The organism is Mesorhizobium sp. P3_B5, assembly GCF_056402815.1.
Genome location: NZ_JBFUGR010000001.1, coordinates 393,696 through 413,202 on the forward strand (window position 1 = coordinate 393,696; position 19,507 = coordinate 413,202).

Genomic DNA, 19,507 nt, shown 5'->3' on the forward strand with positions numbered 1-19,507 from the left:
CTCGGTTCTTCAAAATAGCGCTGAGACGTCGCGCGCGCCGTGCACGATGCGGACGATCTCGACACGCTCGTCGGCAAGGCGATACAGCACAAGATAGTTGCCGATCGTCAGCGCCCGCACCTTGGCACCGATATCCGGCCTTCGCGGGCCGGATTCAGGGAAGGTTGCCAGCTGCAGGATGCGCTCCGCGATGGCGTCCAAAAAGCGGTCGGCAGCGAGCGGGCTGTCCTGAGCGATGCCAAACCAGATCTCGATTAGATCGTTTTCGGCCGCCGGGCTGCGGACGATGCGGATATCAGTCATTCTGCTGTTTTTTGGCGACGTCGGTCAACCGGCTGCGGGCTTTCAGCTTGATGTCATCGATATCGAAAGGCGCAAACGGACCACTCGCCAACCCCTCCGTCCAGGCTTTACGCAGCCGCTCGGCTTCCGCTTCGCGCAAGGGCTGTCGAAGCCGCCATTCCCGCAGCGCCTCGCGGATGACTTCGCTTGCCGACCCGTATTGCCCGCTGGCCACGGCGCCCTTGACCATGTCCAGCAGTTCCGGGGAAAGCGCCACGCTGACTTTTTCGACTGTCGCCATCAACCTGTCTCCAAACTTGAAGATGGTAGCAATATTTGCTACCATCTTCAAGTTTGGAGGTTTCGGGTCGGTCTCTCAGGGCGTAATCCGCGCCAGTTGCTCGAGATCGCGCTCTTCGCGCAGCGGGTCGGGCGCCATCACCACCGAGGTGCCGTTTTCGGCGTCGTCGGCGAAGTGGGCGAGCACGGTGCGGCCGCCTTCCATGCGCGCTTTGCCTTCGGCGACCAGCCCCAGCGCCAGCGGATAGAGCCGGTGCTCGGCCTTGAGCACGCGTGCGGCGAGCGTATCCTCATTGTCGCCGATCATTACCGGCACAGCCGCCTGGGCGATGATCGGGCCGTCATCCATGTCCAGCGTGACGAAATGCACCGTGCAGCCATGAATGCGGATGCCGGCGCGCAGTGCCCGCGCATGCGTATCCAGGCCCTTGAAGGCCGGCAGCAGGGCAGGGTGGATGTTGACCATCCGTCCCAGCCACTTCTCGACGAAACGTGCGCCCAAAATGCGCATGTAGCCGGCCAACGCCACGATCTCGGCGCCGAACCCGACCAGGGCCGCGTCGATTGCCCCGTCATGGGCTTCCTTGCTGGCATAGTCGGAGCGCTGGATGACCTTGGTGGTGATGCTGCGGGCCGCCGCGATGCCGAGGCCGGCGGCATTGGCCCGGTCGGAAATGACGCCGACGATCTCTGCGGGATAGGCCGGGTCGCTGGCCGCCGCGATCAGCGCCGTCATGTTGGAACCGCGTCCCGAAATCAGCACCACGGTGCGTTTCTTGTTCATAGTCCGATCGAACCCCGATAGATGACGCCGGCATCACGGCGCGGCACAATGCGGCCGATCGGCGTTACCGTTTCGCCGGCCTCTTGCAGCACGGCGGCGACTTGTGCGGCCTGGCCGGAGGTGACGACGAGGATCATACCGATGCCGCAGTTGAAGGTGCGCATCATCTCTTCCGGTGCCACGCCGCCGGTCTTGGCCAGCCACGAGAACACCGCCGGCACCTCTATCGCGTCGAGGTCGAGCTCGGCGGAAAAGTCTTTCGGCAGCACGCGCGGAATGTTTTCGGGAAAGCCGCCGCCGGTGATGTGGGCCAGCGCCTTGATGCCATGCGTGTTGCGGATCGCCTTGAGGATCGACTTGACGTAGATGCGCGTCGGCTCAAGCAGCGCCTCGGCCAGTGTCGCCTCATCGTTGAAAGGCGCCGGGTCGTTCCAGGCAAGGCCGCTGACGCCGACGATGCGGCGGACTAGCGAAAAACCGTTGGAATGCAGGCCGGATGAGGCGAGGCCGAGCAAAACGTCGCCCTCGACAATGTCGTCGGTCGGCAGAAGCTGGCCGCGTTCGGCGGCGCCCACAGCAAAGCCGGCAAGGTCGTAGTCGTTGCCGTGATACATGCCGGGCATTTCCGCCGTCTCGCCGCCGATCAGCGCGCAGCCGGCCTGCCGGCAGCCTTCGGCGATGCCGCCGACGATCGAGGCCCCCTGGTCGGGGTCGAGCTTGCCGGTGGCGAAATAGTCGAGGAAGAACAGCGGCTCGGCGCCCTGCACGACGATGTCGTTGACGCACATGGCGACAAGGTCGATGCCGATCGTGTCGTGCTTGCCGGCGTCGATGGCGATCTTCAGCTTGGTGCCGACGCCGTCATTGGCCGCGACCAGTACCGGGTCGGTGAAGCCGGCGGCCTTGAGATCGAACAGGCCGCCAAAGCCGCCGATCTCGCCATCGGCGCCCGGCCGGCGCGTGGCGCGCACCAGCGGCTTGATCTTCTCGACCATGAGATTGCCGGCATCGATGTCGACGCCCGCCTCGGCATAGGTGAGCCCGTTCTTGCGCTTGGCTGTATCGCGCTTCGTCATATCCGGCTCGTCGCTGTTTCCCTTGCGGGCTCTTCGCATGAACAGTTTCGGTCTGCAAGGATAACGGCCAAATGCCGGTCTTTTGCCCTCGATAAAATCGTGGACAGCGGCCCCTGCGCCCTTGGTCCTTGCACGCATCCTCCGTCTCCATCATGTATCAGTAAAACAAAATTGACGGGACATGCGTTTGACCATCCCCAACATGATCACGATCATGCGCTTCGTGCTGGTGCCGGCGGTGGTGCTGGCCATGTTGAAGATGCGCTGGGACTGGGCCTTTGCCGGCTTTCTCGTCGCCGGCATTTCCGACGGCGTCGACGGTTTCATTGCCCGCCGTTTTAACCAGCATTCCGAGCTTGGCGCCTATCTCGATCCGATGGCCGACAAGCTCCTGCTGGTCTCGGTGTTCGTGGTCATGGGCTTCATCGGCGAGCTGCCGCTGTGGCTGGTCGTCACCATGGTGTCGCGCGACGGGCTGATCGTCTGCGCCGTCGTTCTGTCCACCGTCATGGCCCACCCGGTGGAGATGAAGCCGCTGTTCGTGTCGAAGGCCAACACCGCCATCCAGATCGTGCTGGCGGCGGTGGTGCTGGGCGAACTCGCGCTTTCGGTCCACCTCGACCCACTCAGGCCGGCGCTCATAATCCTGTCCGGGGTCTTGACCGTGGCTTCGGCCGCGGCCTATCTCGTGGCTTGGCTGAGGCATATGAGCGGCTATGGCGAAGGCTCCACCCCGGGCACCTGACCAAGGATCCATCGAAGCGGCTGCTGAAGCGGCTGTGGCCAGCGAAGCTGCGTCGCTGGCGTTTCGCCGCCAGATCTTCTTCTGGCTGGCCAGCGCCGTCCTGCTGGCGCTGTTCCTCTATGTTTTCTCCAGCATCCTGTTGCCCTTCGTCGCCGGCATGGTGCTGGCCTATTTCCTCGATCCCGTGGCCGACCGGCTGCAGCGGCTCGGCCTGTCAAGGCTGATGGCGACAGTGGTCATCCTCATCGCCTTCATCGTCATCCTGGTGCTGGCCTTCGTCATTCTGATCCCGGTGCTGGCGACGCAGATGGCCGATTTCGCCAACAAGCTGCCGGAATATCTGACCCGGCTGCAGAGCCTGATCACCTCTTTCGATCCGAAATGGATCGAACAGAAATTCGGCGTCAACGCCAACGGCCTGCGCGACGGGCTGAACTCGCTGCTGACCTCCGGCTTCGGCCTGCTCACCACCGTGTTCACCTCGATCTGGACCTCCGGCGTAGCGCTGGTCTCGGTGGTCAGCCTGTTCGTGGTCACGCCGGTCGTTGCCTTCTACATGCTGCTCGACTGGGACCGCATGGTGGCGATCGTCGACAGCTGGGTGCCGCGCGACTATGTCGAGACCGTCAGGGGCATCGCCAAGGACATCAACACGGCCACCGCCGGTTTCGTGCGCGGCCAGGGCACGCTCTGCCTGGTGCTGGGCGCCATGTATGGCACCGGCCTGACGCTGACGGGTCTCAATTTCGGCATCCTCATCGGCCTGTTCGCCGGGCTGATCTCCTTCATTCCTTATGTCGGCTCGTTGACCGGGCTGGTGCTGGCGGTCGGCGTCGCCTTCGTCCAGTTCTGGCCCGACTGGACCATGGTGGTGGCGGTCGCTTGCGTGTTCTTTGTCGGCCAGTTCATCGAGGGCAACATTTTGCAACCCCGGCTGGTTGGCAAAAGCGTCGGCCTGCATCCGGTGTGGCTGATGTTTGCGCTGTTTGCCTTCGGCGCGCTGTTCGGCTTCGTCGGCCTTTTGATCGCCGTGCCGGCCGCTGCCGCCATTGCCGTGCTGGTGCGCTTTGCCATTGCCCGCTATCTCGAATCGCCGCTCTACAAGGGCCACGGCACCGAGCCTGTTCCGCCGCTGCCGGCCAGCCGCCGCAGGGGCGGGCCGCGCGGTTGAGCCTGATGGCGGACCAATCCGAAACGCCGCGTCAACTGCCGCTCGATCTCGGCCATGGCACCGGCTATTCGCGCGACGATCTCGTCGCCTCCGGCACCAATGAACAAGCAGTCGTGCTGGTCGACCGCTGGCCGGACTGGCCCTCGCCGGTGGTCGTGCTGGCCGGCCCGGCGGGCTCCGGCAAGACCCATCTGGCCTCGATCTGGTGCGCCCGCGCCAGCGCGATGAGGGTCGACGCCCGGCGCATCGGCGACTGCATGGCAAATCTTGGCGCGCGGCCGGCCCTGATCGACGATGTCGATGCCGGCCCGGTCGACGAAGCCGGATTGTTCCACTTGATCAACGCGGTGCGCGGCGCCGGCTCGCAGCTTTTGTTGACCGCACGGCGCTTTCCCGCCGCCTGGGGCGTTGCGCTGCCCGACCTTGCCTCACGGCTGAAGGCGGCGGCGACGGTCGAGATCCACGAACCCGACGATCTCTTGCTGGCCGGCGTCATCACCAAACTGTTCGCCGACCGCCAGGTCGAGGTCGAGCCGCATGTCGTGCAATATCTGGTGCGCCGCATCGAGCGCTCGTTGGCGACCGCCATGCGCGTGGTCGAGCGGTTGGACCGCACGGCCCTCGAGCGCAAGACGCCGATCACCAGGGCGCTGGCCGCCGAGACCGTCAGCGCCATGGACGAAGGGCAGGGCGAGTTCGAGATTTAGGGCTGTCTTGCGCGCATCGTTCGGTTGCAATGGACCATTGAATGGTCTATTTGTTTCCTAGTTATGGACCATTATCTGGTCCGTTAGGAGAAGCCAATGCAGGTATCCGTCACCGATGCAAAAGGCCAGCTGACCGAACTGGTGCGTCGTGCCGAGGCTGGTGATGAAGTGATCCTGACGCGCCACGGCCATGCCGCCGTGCGGCTGGTTCCGGTCAAGCCGATGCCGAACAGAAAGGGCCGCCGTGCCTTGCTTGAGGCGGCGCGGGCAGCTGGCGCCGCCAAGGCAAAGGCGGGACCATCTGCAGCGCGAAGTCAGGATTTCCTCTACAACGACCATGGCCTTCCCGAATGATCGCGGTCGATACCTCGGCCCTGATGGCGATCGTCCTCGACGAGTCGCAGGCCGATGCCTGCATCGCTGCCCTGGAAGCCGAAGACAATGTTCTGATTTCAGCTGGCACCGTGGCCGAAGCGCTGATCGTCGCAGCCAGGCGCGATGTCGGTCAGGAACTGGCCAGCCTGATCGAGGGGCTGGGCTTTGAGGTCGCGGCGGTGACGCCGGCTTCTGCGCGGCGTATCGCCGAGGCCTATGCGCAATGGGGCAAGGGTGTTCACCCGGCCGCGCTCAACTTCGGCGACTGTTTTGCCTATGAGGTGGCGAAGGAACATGCCTGCCGCCTGCTCTATGTCGGGGACGATTTTTCGAAGACCGATATAGAAAGCGTGCTCTGACACGGCCCCGATAGGACACCCGGGATGGCTTCACTGTCCCATTTTGGGATGTAATTGCTGGCATCCGTCTTGCTGCTATCGTCTTGCCGGCTAACCCCGGTCCTGATTGCGTTCCAAATCAGGTTAGTAGGCTCGTCGGGAATGAGGCTGTTGGGGTTCTCGCCCGGCGAGCTTGCCTTCAGATCGAGTGGTCGCCAGAGCGTCCTGTAAAAGGGCGCTCCCTCTACGCCCACAGCCCGGCCAGATGCTGGACCACCAGATAAGCCGCCGTATGCGCCGCCACATAGCAGACGGCGACGACGACAAAAAACATCAGGCTGGCGAACCGTGAGAGGGCGGCGCTGCCGTCCTGCCTCTTGCTTGGCCGGTTGTTCCACATCCACAGGGCGGCACAGACAATTGCCCAGACGACCATGACCGGAATCGTGAAACCGTAATAAGCGAAGTAGGCAGGGCCAATCAGCGACAGCCACGCTTCAAGACCAAGCATCCAGAATCCCCTCTTTTGCCGAAGTCTAGACCGGCGACAGCGATGGAAGCGAGGGGATTGTCGGTGCCACAGGTGCGCTCGGTCCGGGCGAGCTCAATCGCAGCCGCAAGGCGGCACTCCGGCCAGCGAAGCCCGGCCGGAGCAAATCTCGAATGATCAGGTCAATTGCAGACCCTGACCTCCTCGATCACCCTGTGATGATGGCGCCAGTGCTTGATCAGCTCAATATGGCACCGGTGATGTCGGTGCTGGCGCTGCCACTGCCAGTCATTGTTCTGGTCGTCGCCGTAATTGTCATTGTTGTCGTTGTAATCGATGTGGCGATTGTGATGACGGCGAATTTGTATTTCACCATTGTCGGGAAAATATTGATCGCCGTCGTCGGATTGGATGATCACACTGGCAGCTTGCGTCGGTGCCAGGACAGCGGCCGATCCGGCAAACGCGATCATGGAAGCGAGTATCAGGTTCTTCATTGTTAACTCCTTGGATCCAACAACACACAACTCGCGGAATGAATTCGCGTTCCAAACCAAATCGGCAGTTCAGCCGGCGAAGACCTGGTGAAGTTCGCATTCCTGGCGCGCATGGAGCCGCAAACCGGCACTGCCATGCGCCATGCCGGCGCGCTCCTTCGGGCGGCCGTTTGCGTCAGCCAATGGGTTGGTTTTCCTGGCCGCGCCCCGTACGGCGAACGCTATGGCGCTATCGGCCACGATGGGTCTTTGTATCACTGAGAGGAAGAATGGTCGGAGTGGAGAGATTCGAACTCCCGACCCTCTGGTCCCAAACCAGATGCGCTACCAGGCTGCGCTACACTCCGAGCTTTGCGGCGTATAAGGTTCCGGGCGCGGCTGTGCAACCCCTAAACCGCGAACGGCAACGAACGCGACGCGCTTTAGCCAGCCGCGCGCCATCGCCGTGACCGGACAAATCCCTTGAGCGTCTTCAAATCCATGGCGGCGCCGAAAGCGTAGCCTTGCAGCATGTCGCAGCCGAGCGTCTGCAGGATACGGACATGCTCCATGGTTTCGACGCCTTCCGCGACAACCTCGATGCCAAGCGACCTGCCGATCTCGATGATCGATGCGACAAGCTGCCTTTGCTGTTCGGATTCGACAATCGGGCTGATCAGCTGGCGGTCGATCTTCAGGCGCCGTGGCCGCAGCTTGAGCAGGCTGACTATGGAGGCATAGCCGGTACCGAAATCGTCAATCTCGATGTCGATGCCGAGATGCTTGATCTGCTCGATGTTCCAGGTCACCAGATCGTCACTCTCATCGAGGAAGATCGATTCGACGAGTTCGAAGGAGACGGTTCCGGCCCTGATGTTGAGGTCGCGCAGGCCCTTGATCAGTTCCTTGTCCTGGAGCCGCCGTGCCGACACGTTGACCGATACACGGGGGATCTGGAGTCCCTCAATCGCCCACTCGTCGAAGCTGGCCAGCGCCTGCTCGAGCACCACCTTGTCAATCGTCGAGACGACGTTCAGTTCCTCGGCGATGCTCAGGAAGTGGTCCGGGGGCAGAATTCCCATTGTCGGATGTTTCCAGCGCGCCAGCGCCTCGACGCCTGCGATCTCGAGTGTCCTTGCGTCGAACTGAAGCTGGTAATAGGCGACGAATTCCTGGCGTTCGAGGCCGCCCAGAATCTCGTCGGCAACCCGCTTTGTGTTGACGATCTTCTCTTGCAGGGCATTGGAGAAGAATTCATAGCGGTTGCGGCCATTGCTCTTGGCCCGGTAGAGCGCGATGTCGGCATTGACCAGCAGGTCCTTGCCGACGAGGTTTGGGCCGTCGTCGGTGGCAATGCCGACGCTGACGCCGAAGCGGCATTGGTGCCCCTGATAGTAAACCGGCTGGCGCATCTCGGCGATGATCCGCTCGGCGAGCTGGGCGAGTTCCTTGTCGTCGCAATTCCAGCTGACCACGACGAACTCGTCGCCGCCGATGCGGGCGACAAAATCATGATCGCGAACATTGGCGCTCAGCACTTCGGCGGCATGGATCAGCATCGCGTCGCCGGCTGCATGGCCAAGCGTGTCGTTGATCTGCTTGAAGCGGTCGAGGTCGATGTGCAGCAGCGCGATACGGCCATCACCCGGCTTGCGGGAGAAGCTCTCCAGCATCTCGTCCAGAAATCGCCGATTCGGCAGGCCGGTCAGCGAATCGTGCATCGCATTGTGCTCGATGCGCGACTTGGCGAGTTCGAGCTCGGAGTTGCGCGTCTCCGCCAGTTGCCGAGCCCGTTCCAGGTCTTGGTTCAACAGCACATCGGCAGTTACGTCCCACTCGGCGCCGATCATCTTTGGCGTGTCGTTGCCGTCCTGGAAGAATGCTGCCCTGGTGCGCAGATAGCGGATTTCGCCATTGGGAAGAACGATCCGGTAATCCGACGAGTAAGGTCCTTTGGTGGAGGCCGAGCGATCGAAATCTTCCAAGGCCCGGGGCAGATCGAGCGGATGGATGGCGCCGGCCCAGTCCTCATAGCCGCGCGGCTTGCCGTCTGGTTCCTTGCCGTAGATCTCGTTGACCCGGTCGTCCCACACCAACGAGCCGCTGGCGATATCGTGCTCCCAGACGCCGATCGCAGACGCTTCCATCGCCAGTTCCAGGCGTCGCGACAGGCGCCGCAGTTCGGAGTAATTGCGCTGCCGCTCTCCGACCAGCCGGCCTGCTACAAGGATCGGTATCACCATCGCTGCCGCGGCCGCTCCCATCACCGCGCGCAGCCACCAGACCTCGGCATCCATCGACGTCCAGCCGCCCTTGGGGATCGCCGCGATTTGCCAGGATCCGGAGGGAAGCATGACGTCGGCCGTCACCGGATTGTCCTGGCCGACGCTGTCGTCGCCGAAGAAGCGCGCGCCGGCAACGCCGGTCGCATCCTTGCCGGTGAGGGTGATGTCGAGGCCGAGATCGGGGTCGAGCAGGCCGCTGGCTTCGTAAAGCCGGTCGACATCGATGACCGCCGAAACGATACCCCAGAAACGGTCGCTGTTGGCGGCCCCTTTGACGAAGACGGGAAAGCGCCCGATGAAGCCCTTGCCGCCCTGCTTGAGGTCGACCGGGCCGGCCAGGATCAGCGTTTTCTCATCGCGCGCCCTGAGCGCGGCTTCGCGCTGCTTTGGATCGGTGCGGTAGTCGAGACCTATGGCCTTTTCGTTGCCGGCCATCGGGTACATCAGGGAAACCACGAGATCCGGCGCGGCGGCGATGTTGCGCAACAACGTGTCCTCGCTGAGCACATTGCTGGCCAGCTGGGCGAAACGCTGCTGGCCCATATAGGGTTCGGTCACAATCGTCGCGACCAGGCCCCTGACCAGGTGCAGGCTGCCACTGATATTGCCTTCGAGCTTGGTTCGCACAAGGTTGACCCGCGCCAGCACATCAGCCCGCGCCGCCTGCTCTGCGACAACTCGATTTTGATGGTCGGCAAACGCGGCGCAGATCGCGATGACCACAACAGCAATCACCGCCGGAATGTTGGCCGGTGAAAACACGGCCTGACGAATGCGGCCGAAGCTGGTGTTGAAAGCAGTCAATTGCGCGTCGACCTGTTTTGCCTCCAGGCCCGAACAGGGCCGCAGTCACGTTAGCCCGAACTACTTAACTTTGACTTGCCATAGCGCCTGGAAAATTTCGAGACCTGCGGCGCAAACATGCAATTATCGATGTTTTGCATGCATCCGCGGGGGTTTGAGCCTGATTGCCGGTACCTGGTCCTTAAAGGATCGGCGATATCGCATCCGACCCAAGCAGAGCTTCGACAAGATCGCCGATCAAGTGCGGCAGCACTTCGAACGCATAGCCGACATGCAGCCGTTCGAGCGGCGTGTGATAGTCGCGTCCCCATGGCCCGGCGTTGATTGTTGGAATGTTGCCGACCCCGTTCTTGTCTGGCCAACGCACGCCGGCCCGCCACATCGGCGTGTTGCGGGCAACAACGTCGATATCGCGTTCGTCCGCCTCGCCAAGGAAGCTCATGTCGGAGATGCCGGCAAAATAGTCTGTGCAACCGATCGCGACGCCGTAGCGGGCCTCAGCAGTGGAGGCGATCTCCAACGCAATGGCGCGCAGCCTTGCAGCGGCCGGACTGTCGGACAGGTTGGTCGGCAAATAGGGGATTGAGCCGAACCCGGTGACGACAGCTGGGCCGGGCAGCTGGCTGAGGCGCCACGCCTGCTCGGTCATCACTAGGCATTGTTCGGGCAGCGACAGTCCGCCAGCGGCGAGCGCAACGCCGGTCGCCTGCAATTCTCCCCGGTTGCCGGGATTGACCCTCACCGCCTCCGCTTCCACCTGTTCGTAGCGATGGATCGGGATCGCCGTACCCAGCGCGTTGGCGGCACCGGCATGGCCGGACTGGGCGATCCGCTGGCGCAACTGGTCGAGATGGGATGATGCTGCCTCTCGGCAGAGCCGGTCGAAACGCTCCAGCACGTCGGCCGGCGTGCGGCGGTAATTCAGCACGTTGAAGGTAACGAACGCCGTCGCCGGCGTCGTCACGTCATAGCCGGACTTGCCGTCGCGCATGCTGAGCAGGCTTGGCGGCGTGCCCGGCAGGGAGGCTTGCGCATCGGTCAATTCCGAGGCCCATTCGACGCGCGCCGCGATTGCCGCGGCCAGCGTTGCCGCGTTGACGCCGTTCAGCGGAAAGCCGCTATGGGTCGGAATGCCGACGACGCAAGCCGTCGGCAGCACCTTGCCGACGGTGCCGAGCGCGATGATGCGGCCCTGGCTGCCGTCGCCGTCATCGGCGATGGCATCGAGATTGATCGCGGCGACGAAATCGAGGTCGCGTTCCCCGGCGATCCGCGGCAGTTCCTGTGCCGCACGCCGCGCGCCGGCCGAATTGTTCTCTTCATCCGGGACGGCAAGGAAAAGGACGTTGCCGGTCTTGGTGACGGCTTCGCAGAACGCCGCACTCGCCGCCAGCCCGGCGGCAAGACCGGCCTTCATGTCGAGCAGGCCGCGCCCCGGCAGGAAATCCTGCGTCGAAAAGTCGGCCTTGGCCCGCAAGGCTGCCGGCGTATCGGCGCGCTCGGCCAGTCTTTGCCGCAGGCCGTCCAACAGCCGCTTGGGATCGGTCGCCACCGGCCGCAGATCGCCATAGTCGTCGATCGACACGGTGTCATAGTGGCCGGTGAGAATGACGGTGCCGCGGCCGCTGCCGCGCATCAACATCGCCACGCATTGCCGCGGATCGCCGTCGGCCACAGGGATGGTCCAGATCTCGGCGCCGTCAAAGACCGGATCGCTGCGCAATCTCTCAGCAAGCCAAGGTCCGAACGCGGCCTCGCCGGGCGTTCCGGTGACGCTCTGCTGCAGGGTCAGTGTCGTGGCCCAGTCCCTTGCGTGGCTGGATAGTCGTCGGGCCTGGTCGATGCTGCGTCTCCAGCCTGAATGGCTTTTCGTGAAGTTTGAAGTCAAAGCCGCAAAAGTTCAAGGCGCCCGATCCGGTCGGCGATCGCCTTCGCCTGGATCACGGCGTTGGCGAAACAGCCGCGAATGCTCGGCCGCATGCCGGTAAACCACAGGCCGGGCAGCTTCGGGTTGCTGTCGGCGCCGTTGAACAGCGGCACGCCCTTGCCATCGAGCACGCCGAGCTTGCCGACCATGGTCTCGAGCCCGGTGCGGTAGCCGGTCGCGGCGATAACGATATCGGGTTGGATCAGCATGCCGTTGTCGAGAGCGACACCGTCGTGGGTGAATTCCCGAATTTGTGGCACGACGATGATCTTGCCGGTCTTGATGGCGTCGACGGCGCCGTCGTCGGAGGCGATCGCGGTGTAATGCGAGGTGAGGCGGCTCGCCCCGCCTGAAAGTGCTGGTGGCATGCCGAATTTCCTGAGATCGCCGAAGACCAGCCGCTGCGTCGCCGCAATCACCGCATCGGCGAGCCTGAGCGGGAAGCGCGCCAGCAACGGCGAGAACCGGTGGACGGCGATCCGGCCGATGCGCTTGGGCAAGAGCGCGGGGCCGTGTCGCGCCGACAGCCAGATCTTTGCGGTGTTGGCACCCGCCAGGTGATTGAGCGCGTCGAAGCCGGAGTTTCCGGCGCCGACCACCAGTACCTGTCTGCCGGCATAGTCCTCGGCCGCGCCGAAATCGGCCGAATGGATGATCCGCCCGGCAAAATCCCTCATGCCTTTCCAGGCCGGGATGAACGGCTGCCGGTCGCGCCCGGTGGCGATCACCACGTGGCGTGCCAGTCGCGACCCGCCACTGGTTCGCACCAACCAGTGGTCGCCGTCGAAGACGACCTCCTCGACCGCGACGCCGAACTCGACCGGCAGTCGGTGCATTGCGCTGAACGCGTTCAGATGGCGAATGACGGCGGTCCGGTGCGGGAAGGCGGGGGTGTCGGCGGGAAAGGCGACGCCGGGCAGCGCCGAGAGATCGCGATGCGTGTTCAGGTGCAGATGTTCGTGCCGCCGGTGCCACGGCTCGGCCAGCCGTGTTTCCTTTTCCAGCACCACCGTCGGCACACCGGCCTTGATTAACGCTTGGGCAGCGGCCAGCCCGGCGCCGCCGGCGCCGATGACGATCGTGCCGTCGAAAATCGCTTGCTGGCCGGTAGGAACGTGCAAGATCCCTGATTCCAAGCCTGTATCTGTCACCGTCGTCAGCATAGCCCTGATTGGCACGCCAGTGTATCTGGCCGATGCCGCTTGGCGGAGGCGCGGGATGCGCCGCCGTTGCAAAGCCTTGCCGCCGGGACCATTGCACAGTATTGACGGAAACAAGGCGGCGCAGCCGCCTTGACCCAGCAACGAGGTGCCCATGTCAGCGCGCATTTTCAGCCCAGCCAAAACCGCGATGCAGTCCGGCAAGGCCAAGACCGGCCACTGGGTGCTGGAATTCGATCCGGAATCGCGCAAGAAGATCGACCCGCTGATGGGCTATACGACCTCCGGCGATATGAGAAGCCAGATCAGGCTGACCTTCGACACCAGGGAAGAAGCGGTGGCCTATGCCGAGAAGGAAGGGCTGGCCTTCCGCGTCGAGGAGCCGAAGGAAACCAAGCGCCGCCAGATTTCCTATGCGGAGAATTTCCGCTATGACCGCAGGACGCCCTGGACGCATTGACCGGCATCGCCGGGCAGCGCCAGCGCCAATGGAAAGATCAGCCGGTCCCTGGGCCGGCCCCAGTGGTCCCGTAGCTCAGCTGGATAGAGCACCGGCCTTCTAAGCCGATGGTCACAGGTTCGAATCCTGTCGGGATCGCCATATATTTCAATGGTTTGGCTCAGGCGTCGTTCAAAAGTTCCAACGTCTTCCGCTTTTCCACGGAGTGCGAAGTGGACGTCTGCGCCATTCCTGCCTGCTACTTTGCAAGGCAGGTCGCCAGCGGAAATCGTTACGGTCTTGTAGAAAGAACGCAGCGCTGATAGACTTTGGTCTGACACTTTCTAAGACTTTAGTCTGATTGGTGCCGGCGGGCGAGATACGACGAAACCATCGCAACGGCGCATCCACAGGTCTGCAGGCGCCATCGCGTCAATGGCGTCACGAGCGCGAAAGCATAGGAAATCGATGATCTCGAAAGAACTTGTCGCCAATGCCGATACTGCCGCAACCTTTCTCAACTTGATGGGAAACGAGAAGCGGCTCTTGATCATGAACCATCTGGCCGCCGGCGAACGCTCGGTCGGCGTTCTTGCAGAGCAAGTCCAACTCAGCCAATCGGCCTTGTCGCAGCATCTTGCCAAGCTCCGGGCCTTCGGGCTTGTCGATGCCCGTCGCGATGGCCAGATGGTCTATTACTCCTCGTCGTCCGGAGCGGCGCGCGAACTGCTTGCGATGCTGGATGGCTTCCTGGCGACGGAAAAACCGCTGTCGGGGCAGGCCCCGCGCTACGTCGCCGAGAGGCTGCGCCGGGTGCAGGCAGCCTGAGGGCAGCCACAAGCCTGGATTGGCTGACCGGCCTCACGGCCGGGCTTCGTTACTCTTAAGTGCGACATCGACGTCGGCGCCATGCCGGCGCCGATCGTATTTTCATGGACTTTGCGCCTCCCCAGCGCTCGGTCGTCCAGGCCGGCCAAACCGCACATCGTTGGGCGTCGACATGGCCGCTACGCCGGCCAGCGTCGAACTTGCGTGATTTCTAATATAAGAGCAAAGTTCGAAGCGTTGGGGGGAGAACGGCTCACAAAGCAAATCGGGAGGAAACCATGAACAGCATGAGCCTCACCACGCTTGACCGCGGCAAGACGACCGTCGACGCCGCAGCCCTTGAAGCGCTTTCGGCGCAATTGCGTGGCACGTTACTGAGAGAAGGCGATGCCGCCTACGATGTCGCCCGCACCGTCTGGAATGCCACGGTCGACCGGCGGCCTGGGCTGATCGCGTGTTGCGTCGGCGCCTCCGACGTCATCAGCGCCGTGAATTTCGCCAGGGAAAACAGGCTTCTCGTCTCCGTGCGCGGCGGCGGCCACAACATTGCCGGCAGTGCCGTTTGCGATGGCGGCCTGATGATCGATCTGTCGGCGATGAAGTCGGTGCGGGTCGATGTCGCGGCGCGGCGGGCATGGGTCGGACCCGGCGCCACGCTCGTCGATGTCGACCGGGAAACGCAGGCCTTTGGCCTGGTGGTGCCGACGGGTATCAACTCGACCACCGGCATAGCAGGCTTGACGCTGGGTGGCGGCTTCGGCTGGATCACCCGCAAATTCGGCCTGACCATCGACAATCTTGTTTCAGCCGATGTGGTCACCGCCGATGGCAAGTTGCTGCGCGCCAGCCAGAAGGACAATCCGGACCTGTTCTGGGCGCTGCGTGGCGGCGGCGGCAATTTCGGCATCGTCACCGCGTTCGAGTTCCAGCTTCACCAGATGGGTCCGCAGGTTCTGTCGGGGCTCGTCGTCCATCCCTTCGCGGATGCCGAAAAGGTGCTGCCGGAGTATCGCAAGGCGCTTGAAACCGCACCCGACGAACTGACCTGCTGGATAGTCATGCGGCAGGCGCCGCCGCTGCCCTTCCTGCCGGCCGAGTGGCATGGCAAAGAGGTGCTGGTTCTGGCCATGTGCTATTGCGGCGACATCCAGGCGGGCGAAAAGGCGACGCAAAAACTTCGCGCCATCGGCAAGCCGATTGCCGACGTGGTCGGTCCCAACCCGTTCACCGGCTGGCAGCAGGCGTTTGACCCGCTGCTGGCGCCCGGCGCCCGCAACTATTGGAAGAGCCATGACCTGACCGAGCTTGCCGACGGCGCGATTGGCGTCACCACCGCGGCGATTACCAGGCTTCCCGGCCCCGAATGCGAAATCTTCTTCGGCCATGTCGGGGGTGCGGCAGGCCGCGTCAAAGCAGATGCAACGGCGTTTCCGCAGCGCAGCTCGCACTTCGTCATGAACGTTCACGCCCGCTGGCGCGAACCGGCAATGGACAAGGCCTGCATCGATTGGGCTCGTGGTATCTACGAGGCGGTCAAGCCCTATGCCGCCGGCACGGCTTACGTCAACTTCATGCCGGAGGACGAGGTCGACCGGGTCGAAGCGGCCTATGGCGGCAACTATCGCCGGCTGCTTGAAGTCAAGCAGCGCTACGACCCGCTGAACCTGTTCCGCATGAACCAGAATCTGCGACCGAAAGAAAGCCAGCGCGCCGCTTGAGCGGCAGCGCATGCCCCGGACCGGAGATTTGCGCCAGCGAATATCGCAATCGATTTTGCCGCAATGAGCTTCGGTTCGGAACGGCCCGGGCCGGCAATCGGATGATCGCCGCCCAAGCTTGATCCTTGCGTCATCGGCACGGCTGGCGGAGCGTTCCGAGCCGATGGCCGCAGCTTCGATGCTGTCTGGATCCGGGACAGATTTGCCTTGAACGAGGCGTGTTTCATTGGCACCCTTGGCCGATGCGAGCGAGGGGCGGGGTCCAATGCCAGATAGCCAGTTCAACGTCGACGCTTGGCTTTCCCGTATCGGATACGATGGGTCGCGTGATCCGACGTTGAAAACGCTCAAAGCGGTGGTGACTGCGCACGCGACGGCCATTGCTTACGAGAGCATCGACGTTCTTCTGGATATCCCCCCCGCGCTCGATCCCCTGTCGCTGCAGGCCAAGATAATTTTTGGCGGACGAGGCGGTTACTGTTTTGAACAGAACATGCTGTTTCGCGCCGGCTTGCTGGCGCTCGGATACAAGGTGACAAGCCTTCAGGCTCGCGTGGTGCGCGGATCGGAGATCGATGCGCCTCGACCCATGCTGCATATGGTTTTGCGGGTGGAACTACCGGAGGGCTCGTTCCTTGCAGATGTGGGATTTGGAAATCTTGCGCCGACGACCGCGCTGAAGCTCTTTACGCAGGAGGAGCAAGAGACTCCCCACGAGATCATGCGGTTTTTGGAGATGGGGGATGAGTTGGTGCTGCAGTCCAGGCTGGGAACCGGATGGGAGCATATCTACAGGGTTGTCTTTCTTCCTCGTGTCGATGCCGAGTACGAGATTTGCAACTGGTTTACCGCCAGTCATCCGCAGAGCCCATACCTCAACAACCTGATCGCGGCGCGTCCTGGACCAAACAGAACGCGACTGACCCTGTTTAATTCGCGCTTCAATAGGCGATACCCATCAGGTGAGGTAGAACGGCGTACCATAAACGGCATCGAGGGGTTTCGCGATGTGCTTGCGAACGAGTTTGGCCTCCATCTTTCCGAGACCAAATTGCAAACGGCCGTCGCTCATATGGAACAACGAGGGACGCGCGGCGCGCCGCATCCGTTCTTCGCTTAGCGTGCCGCATCTCGACGAAATCATTCACCCCACGGATTTCCGGAGCTGACGATGTTCGACCCAGAAAAGGCCAGGGCCGCGTCGCGTTTGCTGGTAGACCATTGGGACAACGGCACCCGCCTCGACGCCATACCCCAGGCGTTGCGGCCGCAAACGCGGATCGAAGGCTACGCCATCCAGGCGCATGTGATGGATCGCTCGGTGGCACCGCTTTTCGGCTGGAAGATTGCCGCAACCAGCCTGGCTGGACAAAGGCACATCAACGTCGACGGCCCGATGGCCGGGCGTCTGCTGGCCGAAAAAGCGGTTGAGGTTGGCGGGGCCGTTTCCCTGGCGACGAGCAAGATGCGCGTGGCCGAGATCGAATTTGCGTTCCGTTTCGGCCGCCAGCTGCCCCCACGTGCGGTACCCTATGAAATCGCCGAGGTGATGGATGCGGTGGCGAGCCTGCACCCGGCGATCGAAATACCGGACTCGCGATATGATGATTTCTGCGCCGTCGGGGCGGCACAACTCATCGCCGACAACGCCTGCGCCAATCTGTTTGTCATCGGCGAGGCGGTGGACGACGATTGGCGCGACGTGGATCTCGCCAATCACCCGGTGGTTGCTTTCGTTTCCGGAAAGTCGCAGCACAACGGGACAGGGGCTGCAGTGTTGGGCGACCCGCGTATTGCGCTCACCTGGATCGTCAATGAACTGTCGAGCCTGGGCATAGCCCTGCAGCCGGGACAGGTGGTGATAACCGGCACTTGCGTGACGCCGATTAGCGTCGAGGCCGGCGACGAAGTCACCGGCGATCTGGGCCGGTTTGGCAGGGTCTCGGTCAGGTTTGTCTAGTGCGGCCGCTGCCTAACGGCGATGCTGCGCACCGCCAGCACCAGCACGGTGATGATGATCAGGATCACCGAGAGCGCCGCGATCGCCGGGTCGATGTTGTCGCGCAGGCCCATCCACATCAGCCGGGGCAGCGTGATGGCGTTGACCGAGGTGATGAACAAAGTGACGCCGATTTCTTCCCAGGACAGCACGAAGGAGAGCAGGGCGGCGGTGATGATGCCGAACTTGATGTTGGGCATGATGATGCGGGTGGCGCGCTCCCACACGGTGGCGCCGAGCCCACGCGCGGCGAGGTCGATGCGGCGGTCTAGCTGGCTGAGCGACACCAGCATCAGTACCGTGGCGAAAGGCACCGTCATCACCGCATGTGCCATGGCGACACCCAGCCAGGTGTCGTAGCCTAAGAACGAGCTGAAACCTGAGATCGAGGTCAACAGGAAGTAGAGCGTGATGGCCGAAACCACCGGCGGCACCACCATCGGCAGCAGCACGAAGCCGACCAGCACCGCGGTGAAGCGCGGCTGGAACATCCACACGCCGAGGCTGAAGCATAGCGCCAGCACGGTGGAGAAGGCGCTGCTGACGATGCCGATCCGGATCGAGAGCAGGATGGCGTCGATCCAGCGCGGGTCCTCGATCAGCGCCCGGTAGTGGCGCAGCGACAGTTCGCCAGACGGCATTGCCAGCATGCGGCTCGGTGTCAGCGAAACCGGGATGACCGCCAGCAGCGGCATCAGCAGGAACAGTGCGACGAAGGCGGCGATGATCAGCGAGGCGGGACCGGGGCGATAGGTCGGCATCAGATCAGCTGCTTCGGTCTGACATAGCGGAACAGAAGCGCCATCAGCGCGCCGACGAACAGCACCAGCACGACGCTGATCGCTGCACCCAGGCCCCAGTCTGGACTCTGGAAGATGCGGAGATAGATCAGCTCGGCGATCATGACGCTGCGGCCGCCGCCGAGGATCGCCGGCGTGACGAAGAAGCCAAGCGAGAAGACGAAGACGATCATCGCCGAGCCGATGATGCCGGAACGCGTCATCGGCACGAACACCGACCAGAAGGTGCGCATTCGGCTGGAACCCAGCCCGCGCGCCGCCAAAAGCACGCGGTCGTCGAGGCTGCGCATTGCCGATGCCAGCGGGAAGACGGCGAAGGGGATGAGGAAATGCGTCATGCCGACGATGACACCGAATTCGTTGCGCACCAGCGCCAGCGGCTCGGAGATGAAGCCGATCGCCTGCAGCCAGGTGTTGATCAGTCCGCGATTGGACAGCAGCGCCACCCAGCCGAAGGCTCGTGTCAGCACCGAGATCCAGAAGGGGACGAGGATGCAGAACTCGGCGATCACGCGCTGCACCGGCGTGCCGCGCACCCATACCACGGTGATGGCGTAGGCTGCGGTGACCGAAACCAGGGTGACGATGGCGGCGATGCGCAACGTGCGAATGAACACCGACTGCACCAGCTCGTCAGTGGCAAGCGCGCCATACTGGCCAAGCCCTGGCGTCGGCAGGGTAAAGCTCCATTTGACGACGCCGAGGAATGGCCAGGCATAGGCCAAAACCAGAAACAGGAGCAGCGGCGCCATCAACAGCGCCGCGCCCATCCTGTCGGAGAGATAACCTCTCATCTTCGCCCT

The 19,507-nt window shown here is 63.0% G+C and carries 21 protein-coding genes and 2 tRNA genes; 11 read left to right on the forward strand and 12 right to left on the reverse strand.

The features are described from left to right. Nucleotides 1–9 precede the first annotated feature (9 nt). The 4 genes from AC1DVW_RS01930 to purM all read right to left on the reverse strand — a co-directional run bounded on the left by AC1DVW_RS01930 (nt 10) and on the right by purM (nt 2,442). Nucleotides 10–303, reverse strand: a complete 294-nt coding sequence (locus AC1DVW_RS01930) for a type II toxin-antitoxin system RelE/ParE family toxin (protein WP_477320857.1) — start codon at nt 301–303, stop codon at nt 10–12. Beyond that, nucleotides 296–583 (reverse strand): type II toxin-antitoxin system ParD family antitoxin, encoded by a 288-nt coding sequence (locus AC1DVW_RS01935; protein ID WP_477320858.1) that lies wholly within the window; start codon nt 581–583, stop codon nt 296–298. Before AC1DVW_RS01935 ends, AC1DVW_RS01930 begins: the two co-directional genes overlap by 8 nt. 75 nt (nt 584–658) lie before the next feature. Beyond that, the gene (gene purN, locus AC1DVW_RS01940; RefSeq protein WP_477320859.1) at nt 659–1,366 is read right to left on the reverse strand and encodes a phosphoribosylglycinamide formyltransferase; all 708 of its coding nucleotides are present in this window, start codon (nt 1,364–1,366) and stop codon (nt 659–661) included. Continuing rightward, nucleotides 1,363–2,442, reverse strand: coding sequence for a phosphoribosylformylglycinamidine cyclo-ligase (gene purM / locus AC1DVW_RS01945; RefSeq protein ID WP_477320860.1), 1,080 nt, complete (start codon nt 2,440–2,442; stop codon nt 1,363–1,365). Before purM ends, purN begins: the two co-directional genes overlap by 4 nt. A gap of 187 nt (nt 2,443–2,629) precedes the next feature. Between purM and AC1DVW_RS01950 the strand changes: the two genes are divergently transcribed. From AC1DVW_RS01950 to AC1DVW_RS01970, 5 genes are all read left to right on the forward strand, one after another. Continuing rightward, nucleotides 2,630–3,187: a CDP-alcohol phosphatidyltransferase family protein gene (locus AC1DVW_RS01950; RefSeq protein ID WP_477321563.1), complete on the forward strand. Its 558-nt coding sequence runs from the start codon at nt 2,630–2,632 to the stop codon at nt 3,185–3,187. Beyond that, nucleotides 3,159–4,358: an AI-2E family transporter gene (locus AC1DVW_RS01955; RefSeq protein WP_477320861.1), complete on the forward strand. Its 1,200-nt coding sequence runs from the start codon at nt 3,159–3,161 to the stop codon at nt 4,356–4,358. Before AC1DVW_RS01950 ends, AC1DVW_RS01955 begins: the two co-directional genes overlap by 29 nt. A gap of 5 nt (nt 4,359–4,363) precedes the next feature. Continuing rightward, the gene (hdaA, locus tag AC1DVW_RS01960; RefSeq protein ID WP_477320862.1) at nt 4,364–5,065 is read left to right on the forward strand and encodes a DnaA regulatory inactivator HdaA; all 702 of its coding nucleotides are present in this window, start codon (nt 4,364–4,366) and stop codon (nt 5,063–5,065) included. Nucleotides 5,066–5,161: 96 nt separating this feature from the next. After that, entirely contained in the window at nt 5,162–5,419 is a 258-nt protein-coding gene (locus AC1DVW_RS01965; protein ID WP_477248139.1) for a type II toxin-antitoxin system Phd/YefM family antitoxin, read from the forward strand. Beyond that, entirely contained in the window at nt 5,416–5,799 is a 384-nt protein-coding gene (locus AC1DVW_RS01970) for a type II toxin-antitoxin system VapC family toxin (protein ID WP_477320863.1), read from the forward strand. Before AC1DVW_RS01965 ends, AC1DVW_RS01970 begins: the two co-directional genes overlap by 4 nt. Before the next feature lie 223 nt (nt 5,800–6,022). Here the strand turns inward: AC1DVW_RS01970 and AC1DVW_RS01975 are convergent, their stop codons facing one another. The 6 genes from AC1DVW_RS01975 to AC1DVW_RS02000 all read right to left on the reverse strand — a co-directional run bounded on the left by AC1DVW_RS01975 (nt 6,023) and on the right by AC1DVW_RS02000 (nt 12,923). Beyond that, nucleotides 6,023–6,289, reverse strand: a complete 267-nt coding sequence (locus AC1DVW_RS01975) for a hypothetical protein (RefSeq protein ID WP_477320864.1) — start codon at nt 6,287–6,289, stop codon at nt 6,023–6,025. Between the two features lie 161 nt (nt 6,290–6,450). Next, on the reverse strand, nt 6,451–6,765 hold the full coding sequence (locus AC1DVW_RS01980) for a hypothetical protein (RefSeq protein WP_477248133.1): 315 nt from the start codon (nt 6,763–6,765) through the stop codon (nt 6,451–6,453). 270 nt (nt 6,766–7,035) lie between these two features. Further along, nucleotides 7,036–7,112 (reverse strand) — tRNA-Pro (locus tag AC1DVW_RS01985). A gap of 75 nt (nt 7,113–7,187) precedes the next feature. Further along, nucleotides 7,188–9,803, reverse strand: a complete 2,616-nt coding sequence (locus AC1DVW_RS01990; RefSeq protein ID WP_477321565.1) for a bifunctional diguanylate cyclase/phosphodiesterase — start codon at nt 9,801–9,803, stop codon at nt 7,188–7,190. Nucleotides 9,804–10,014: 211 nt separating this feature from the next. Continuing rightward, nucleotides 10,015–11,556 (reverse strand): M20/M25/M40 family metallo-hydrolase, encoded by a 1,542-nt coding sequence (locus tag AC1DVW_RS01995; protein ID WP_477320865.1) that lies wholly within the window; start codon nt 11,554–11,556, stop codon nt 10,015–10,017. A gap of 161 nt (nt 11,557–11,717) precedes the next feature. Further along, entirely contained in the window at nt 11,718–12,923 is a 1,206-nt protein-coding gene (locus tag AC1DVW_RS02000) for a flavin-containing monooxygenase (protein WP_477321567.1), read from the reverse strand. Between the two features lie 151 nt (nt 12,924–13,074). Between AC1DVW_RS02000 and AC1DVW_RS02005 the strand changes: the two genes are divergently transcribed. From AC1DVW_RS02005 to AC1DVW_RS02030, 6 genes are all read left to right on the forward strand, one after another. After that, nucleotides 13,075–13,380, forward strand: coding sequence for an ETC complex I subunit (locus AC1DVW_RS02005; protein WP_477248127.1), 306 nt, complete (start codon nt 13,075–13,077; stop codon nt 13,378–13,380). 64 nt (nt 13,381–13,444) lie between these two features. Beyond that, a tRNA-Arg gene (locus AC1DVW_RS02010) sits at nt 13,445–13,521 on the forward strand. 306 nt (nt 13,522–13,827) lie between these two features. Continuing rightward, on the forward strand, nt 13,828–14,187 hold the full coding sequence (locus AC1DVW_RS02015) for an ArsR/SmtB family transcription factor (RefSeq protein WP_477248125.1): 360 nt from the start codon (nt 13,828–13,830) through the stop codon (nt 14,185–14,187). Nucleotides 14,188–14,465: 278 nt separating this feature from the next. Beyond that, a complete protein-coding gene (locus AC1DVW_RS02020; RefSeq protein ID WP_477320866.1) occupies nt 14,466–15,905 on the forward strand; it encodes an FAD-binding oxidoreductase in 1,440 nt (479 codons plus the stop codon). A 265-nt stretch (nt 15,906–16,170) separates the two neighbouring features. Beyond that, complete coding sequence (locus AC1DVW_RS02025) at nt 16,171–17,025, forward strand: arylamine N-acetyltransferase family protein (protein ID WP_477320867.1); 855 nt, start codon at nt 16,171–16,173, stop codon at nt 17,023–17,025. Between the two features lie 51 nt (nt 17,026–17,076). Further along, nucleotides 17,077–17,865 (forward strand): 2-keto-4-pentenoate hydratase, encoded by a 789-nt coding sequence (locus AC1DVW_RS02030; protein ID WP_477320868.1) that lies wholly within the window; start codon nt 17,077–17,079, stop codon nt 17,863–17,865. Here AC1DVW_RS02030 and AC1DVW_RS02035 read toward each other — a convergent pair. After that, the gene (locus AC1DVW_RS02035) at nt 17,862–18,665 is read right to left on the reverse strand and encodes an ABC transporter permease (protein WP_477248118.1); all 804 of its coding nucleotides are present in this window, start codon (nt 18,663–18,665) and stop codon (nt 17,862–17,864) included. The two genes, AC1DVW_RS02030 and AC1DVW_RS02035, sit on opposite strands and share 4 nt — an antisense overlap. Next, the gene (locus tag AC1DVW_RS02040; protein WP_477248116.1) at nt 18,665–19,498 is read right to left on the reverse strand and encodes an ABC transporter permease; all 834 of its coding nucleotides are present in this window, start codon (nt 19,496–19,498) and stop codon (nt 18,665–18,667) included. Before AC1DVW_RS02040 ends, AC1DVW_RS02035 begins: the two co-directional genes overlap by 1 nt. Between the last annotated feature and the right edge of the window lie 9 nt (nt 19,499–19,507).

Bases quoted from the DNA above. Each gene is read 5' to 3' on its own strand.
- AC1DVW_RS01930 (WP_477320857.1), bottom strand. From the start codon at position 303: ATGACTGATATCCGCATCGTCCGCAGCCCGGCGGCCGAAAACGATCTA.
- AC1DVW_RS01935 (WP_477320858.1), bottom strand. From the start codon at position 583: ATGGCGACAGTCGAAAAAGTCAGCGTGGCGCTTTCCCCGGAACTGCTG.
- purN (WP_477320859.1), bottom strand. From the start codon at position 1,366: ATGAACAAGAAACGCACCGTGGTGCTGATTTCGGGACGCGGTTCCAAC.
- purM (WP_477320860.1), bottom strand. From the start codon at position 2,442: ATGACGAAGCGCGATACAGCCAAGCGCAAGAACGGGCTCACCTATGCC.
- AC1DVW_RS01955 (WP_477320861.1), top strand. From the start codon at position 3,159: ATGGCGAAGGCTCCACCCCGGGCACCTGACCAAGGATCCATCGAAGCG.
- hdaA (WP_477320862.1), top strand. From the start codon at position 4,364: ATGGCGGACCAATCCGAAACGCCGCGTCAACTGCCGCTCGATCTCGGC.
- AC1DVW_RS01965 (WP_477248139.1), top strand. From the start codon at position 5,162: ATGCAGGTATCCGTCACCGATGCAAAAGGCCAGCTGACCGAACTGGTG.
- AC1DVW_RS01970 (WP_477320863.1), top strand. From the start codon at position 5,416: ATGATCGCGGTCGATACCTCGGCCCTGATGGCGATCGTCCTCGACGAG.
- AC1DVW_RS01975 (WP_477320864.1), bottom strand. From the start codon at position 6,289: ATGCTTGGTCTTGAAGCGTGGCTGTCGCTGATTGGCCCTGCCTACTTC.
- AC1DVW_RS01980 (WP_477248133.1), bottom strand. From the start codon at position 6,765: ATGAAGAACCTGATACTCGCTTCCATGATCGCGTTTGCCGGATCGGCC.
- AC1DVW_RS02000 (WP_477321567.1), bottom strand. From the start codon at position 12,923: ATGCTGACGACGGTGACAGATACAGGCTTGGAATCAGGGATCTTGCAC.
- AC1DVW_RS02005 (WP_477248127.1), top strand. From the start codon at position 13,075: ATGTCAGCGCGCATTTTCAGCCCAGCCAAAACCGCGATGCAGTCCGGC.
- AC1DVW_RS02015 (WP_477248125.1), top strand. From the start codon at position 13,828: ATGATCTCGAAAGAACTTGTCGCCAATGCCGATACTGCCGCAACCTTT.
- AC1DVW_RS02020 (WP_477320866.1), top strand. From the start codon at position 14,466: ATGAACAGCATGAGCCTCACCACGCTTGACCGCGGCAAGACGACCGTC.
- AC1DVW_RS02025 (WP_477320867.1), top strand. From the start codon at position 16,171: ATGCCAGATAGCCAGTTCAACGTCGACGCTTGGCTTTCCCGTATCGGA.
- AC1DVW_RS02030 (WP_477320868.1), top strand. From the start codon at position 17,077: ATGTTCGACCCAGAAAAGGCCAGGGCCGCGTCGCGTTTGCTGGTAGAC.
- AC1DVW_RS02035 (WP_477248118.1), bottom strand. From the start codon at position 18,665: ATGCCGACCTATCGCCCCGGTCCCGCCTCGCTGATCATCGCCGCCTTC.
- AC1DVW_RS02040 (WP_477248116.1), bottom strand. From the start codon at position 19,498: ATGAGAGGTTATCTCTCCGACAGGATGGGCGCGGCGCTGTTGATGGCG.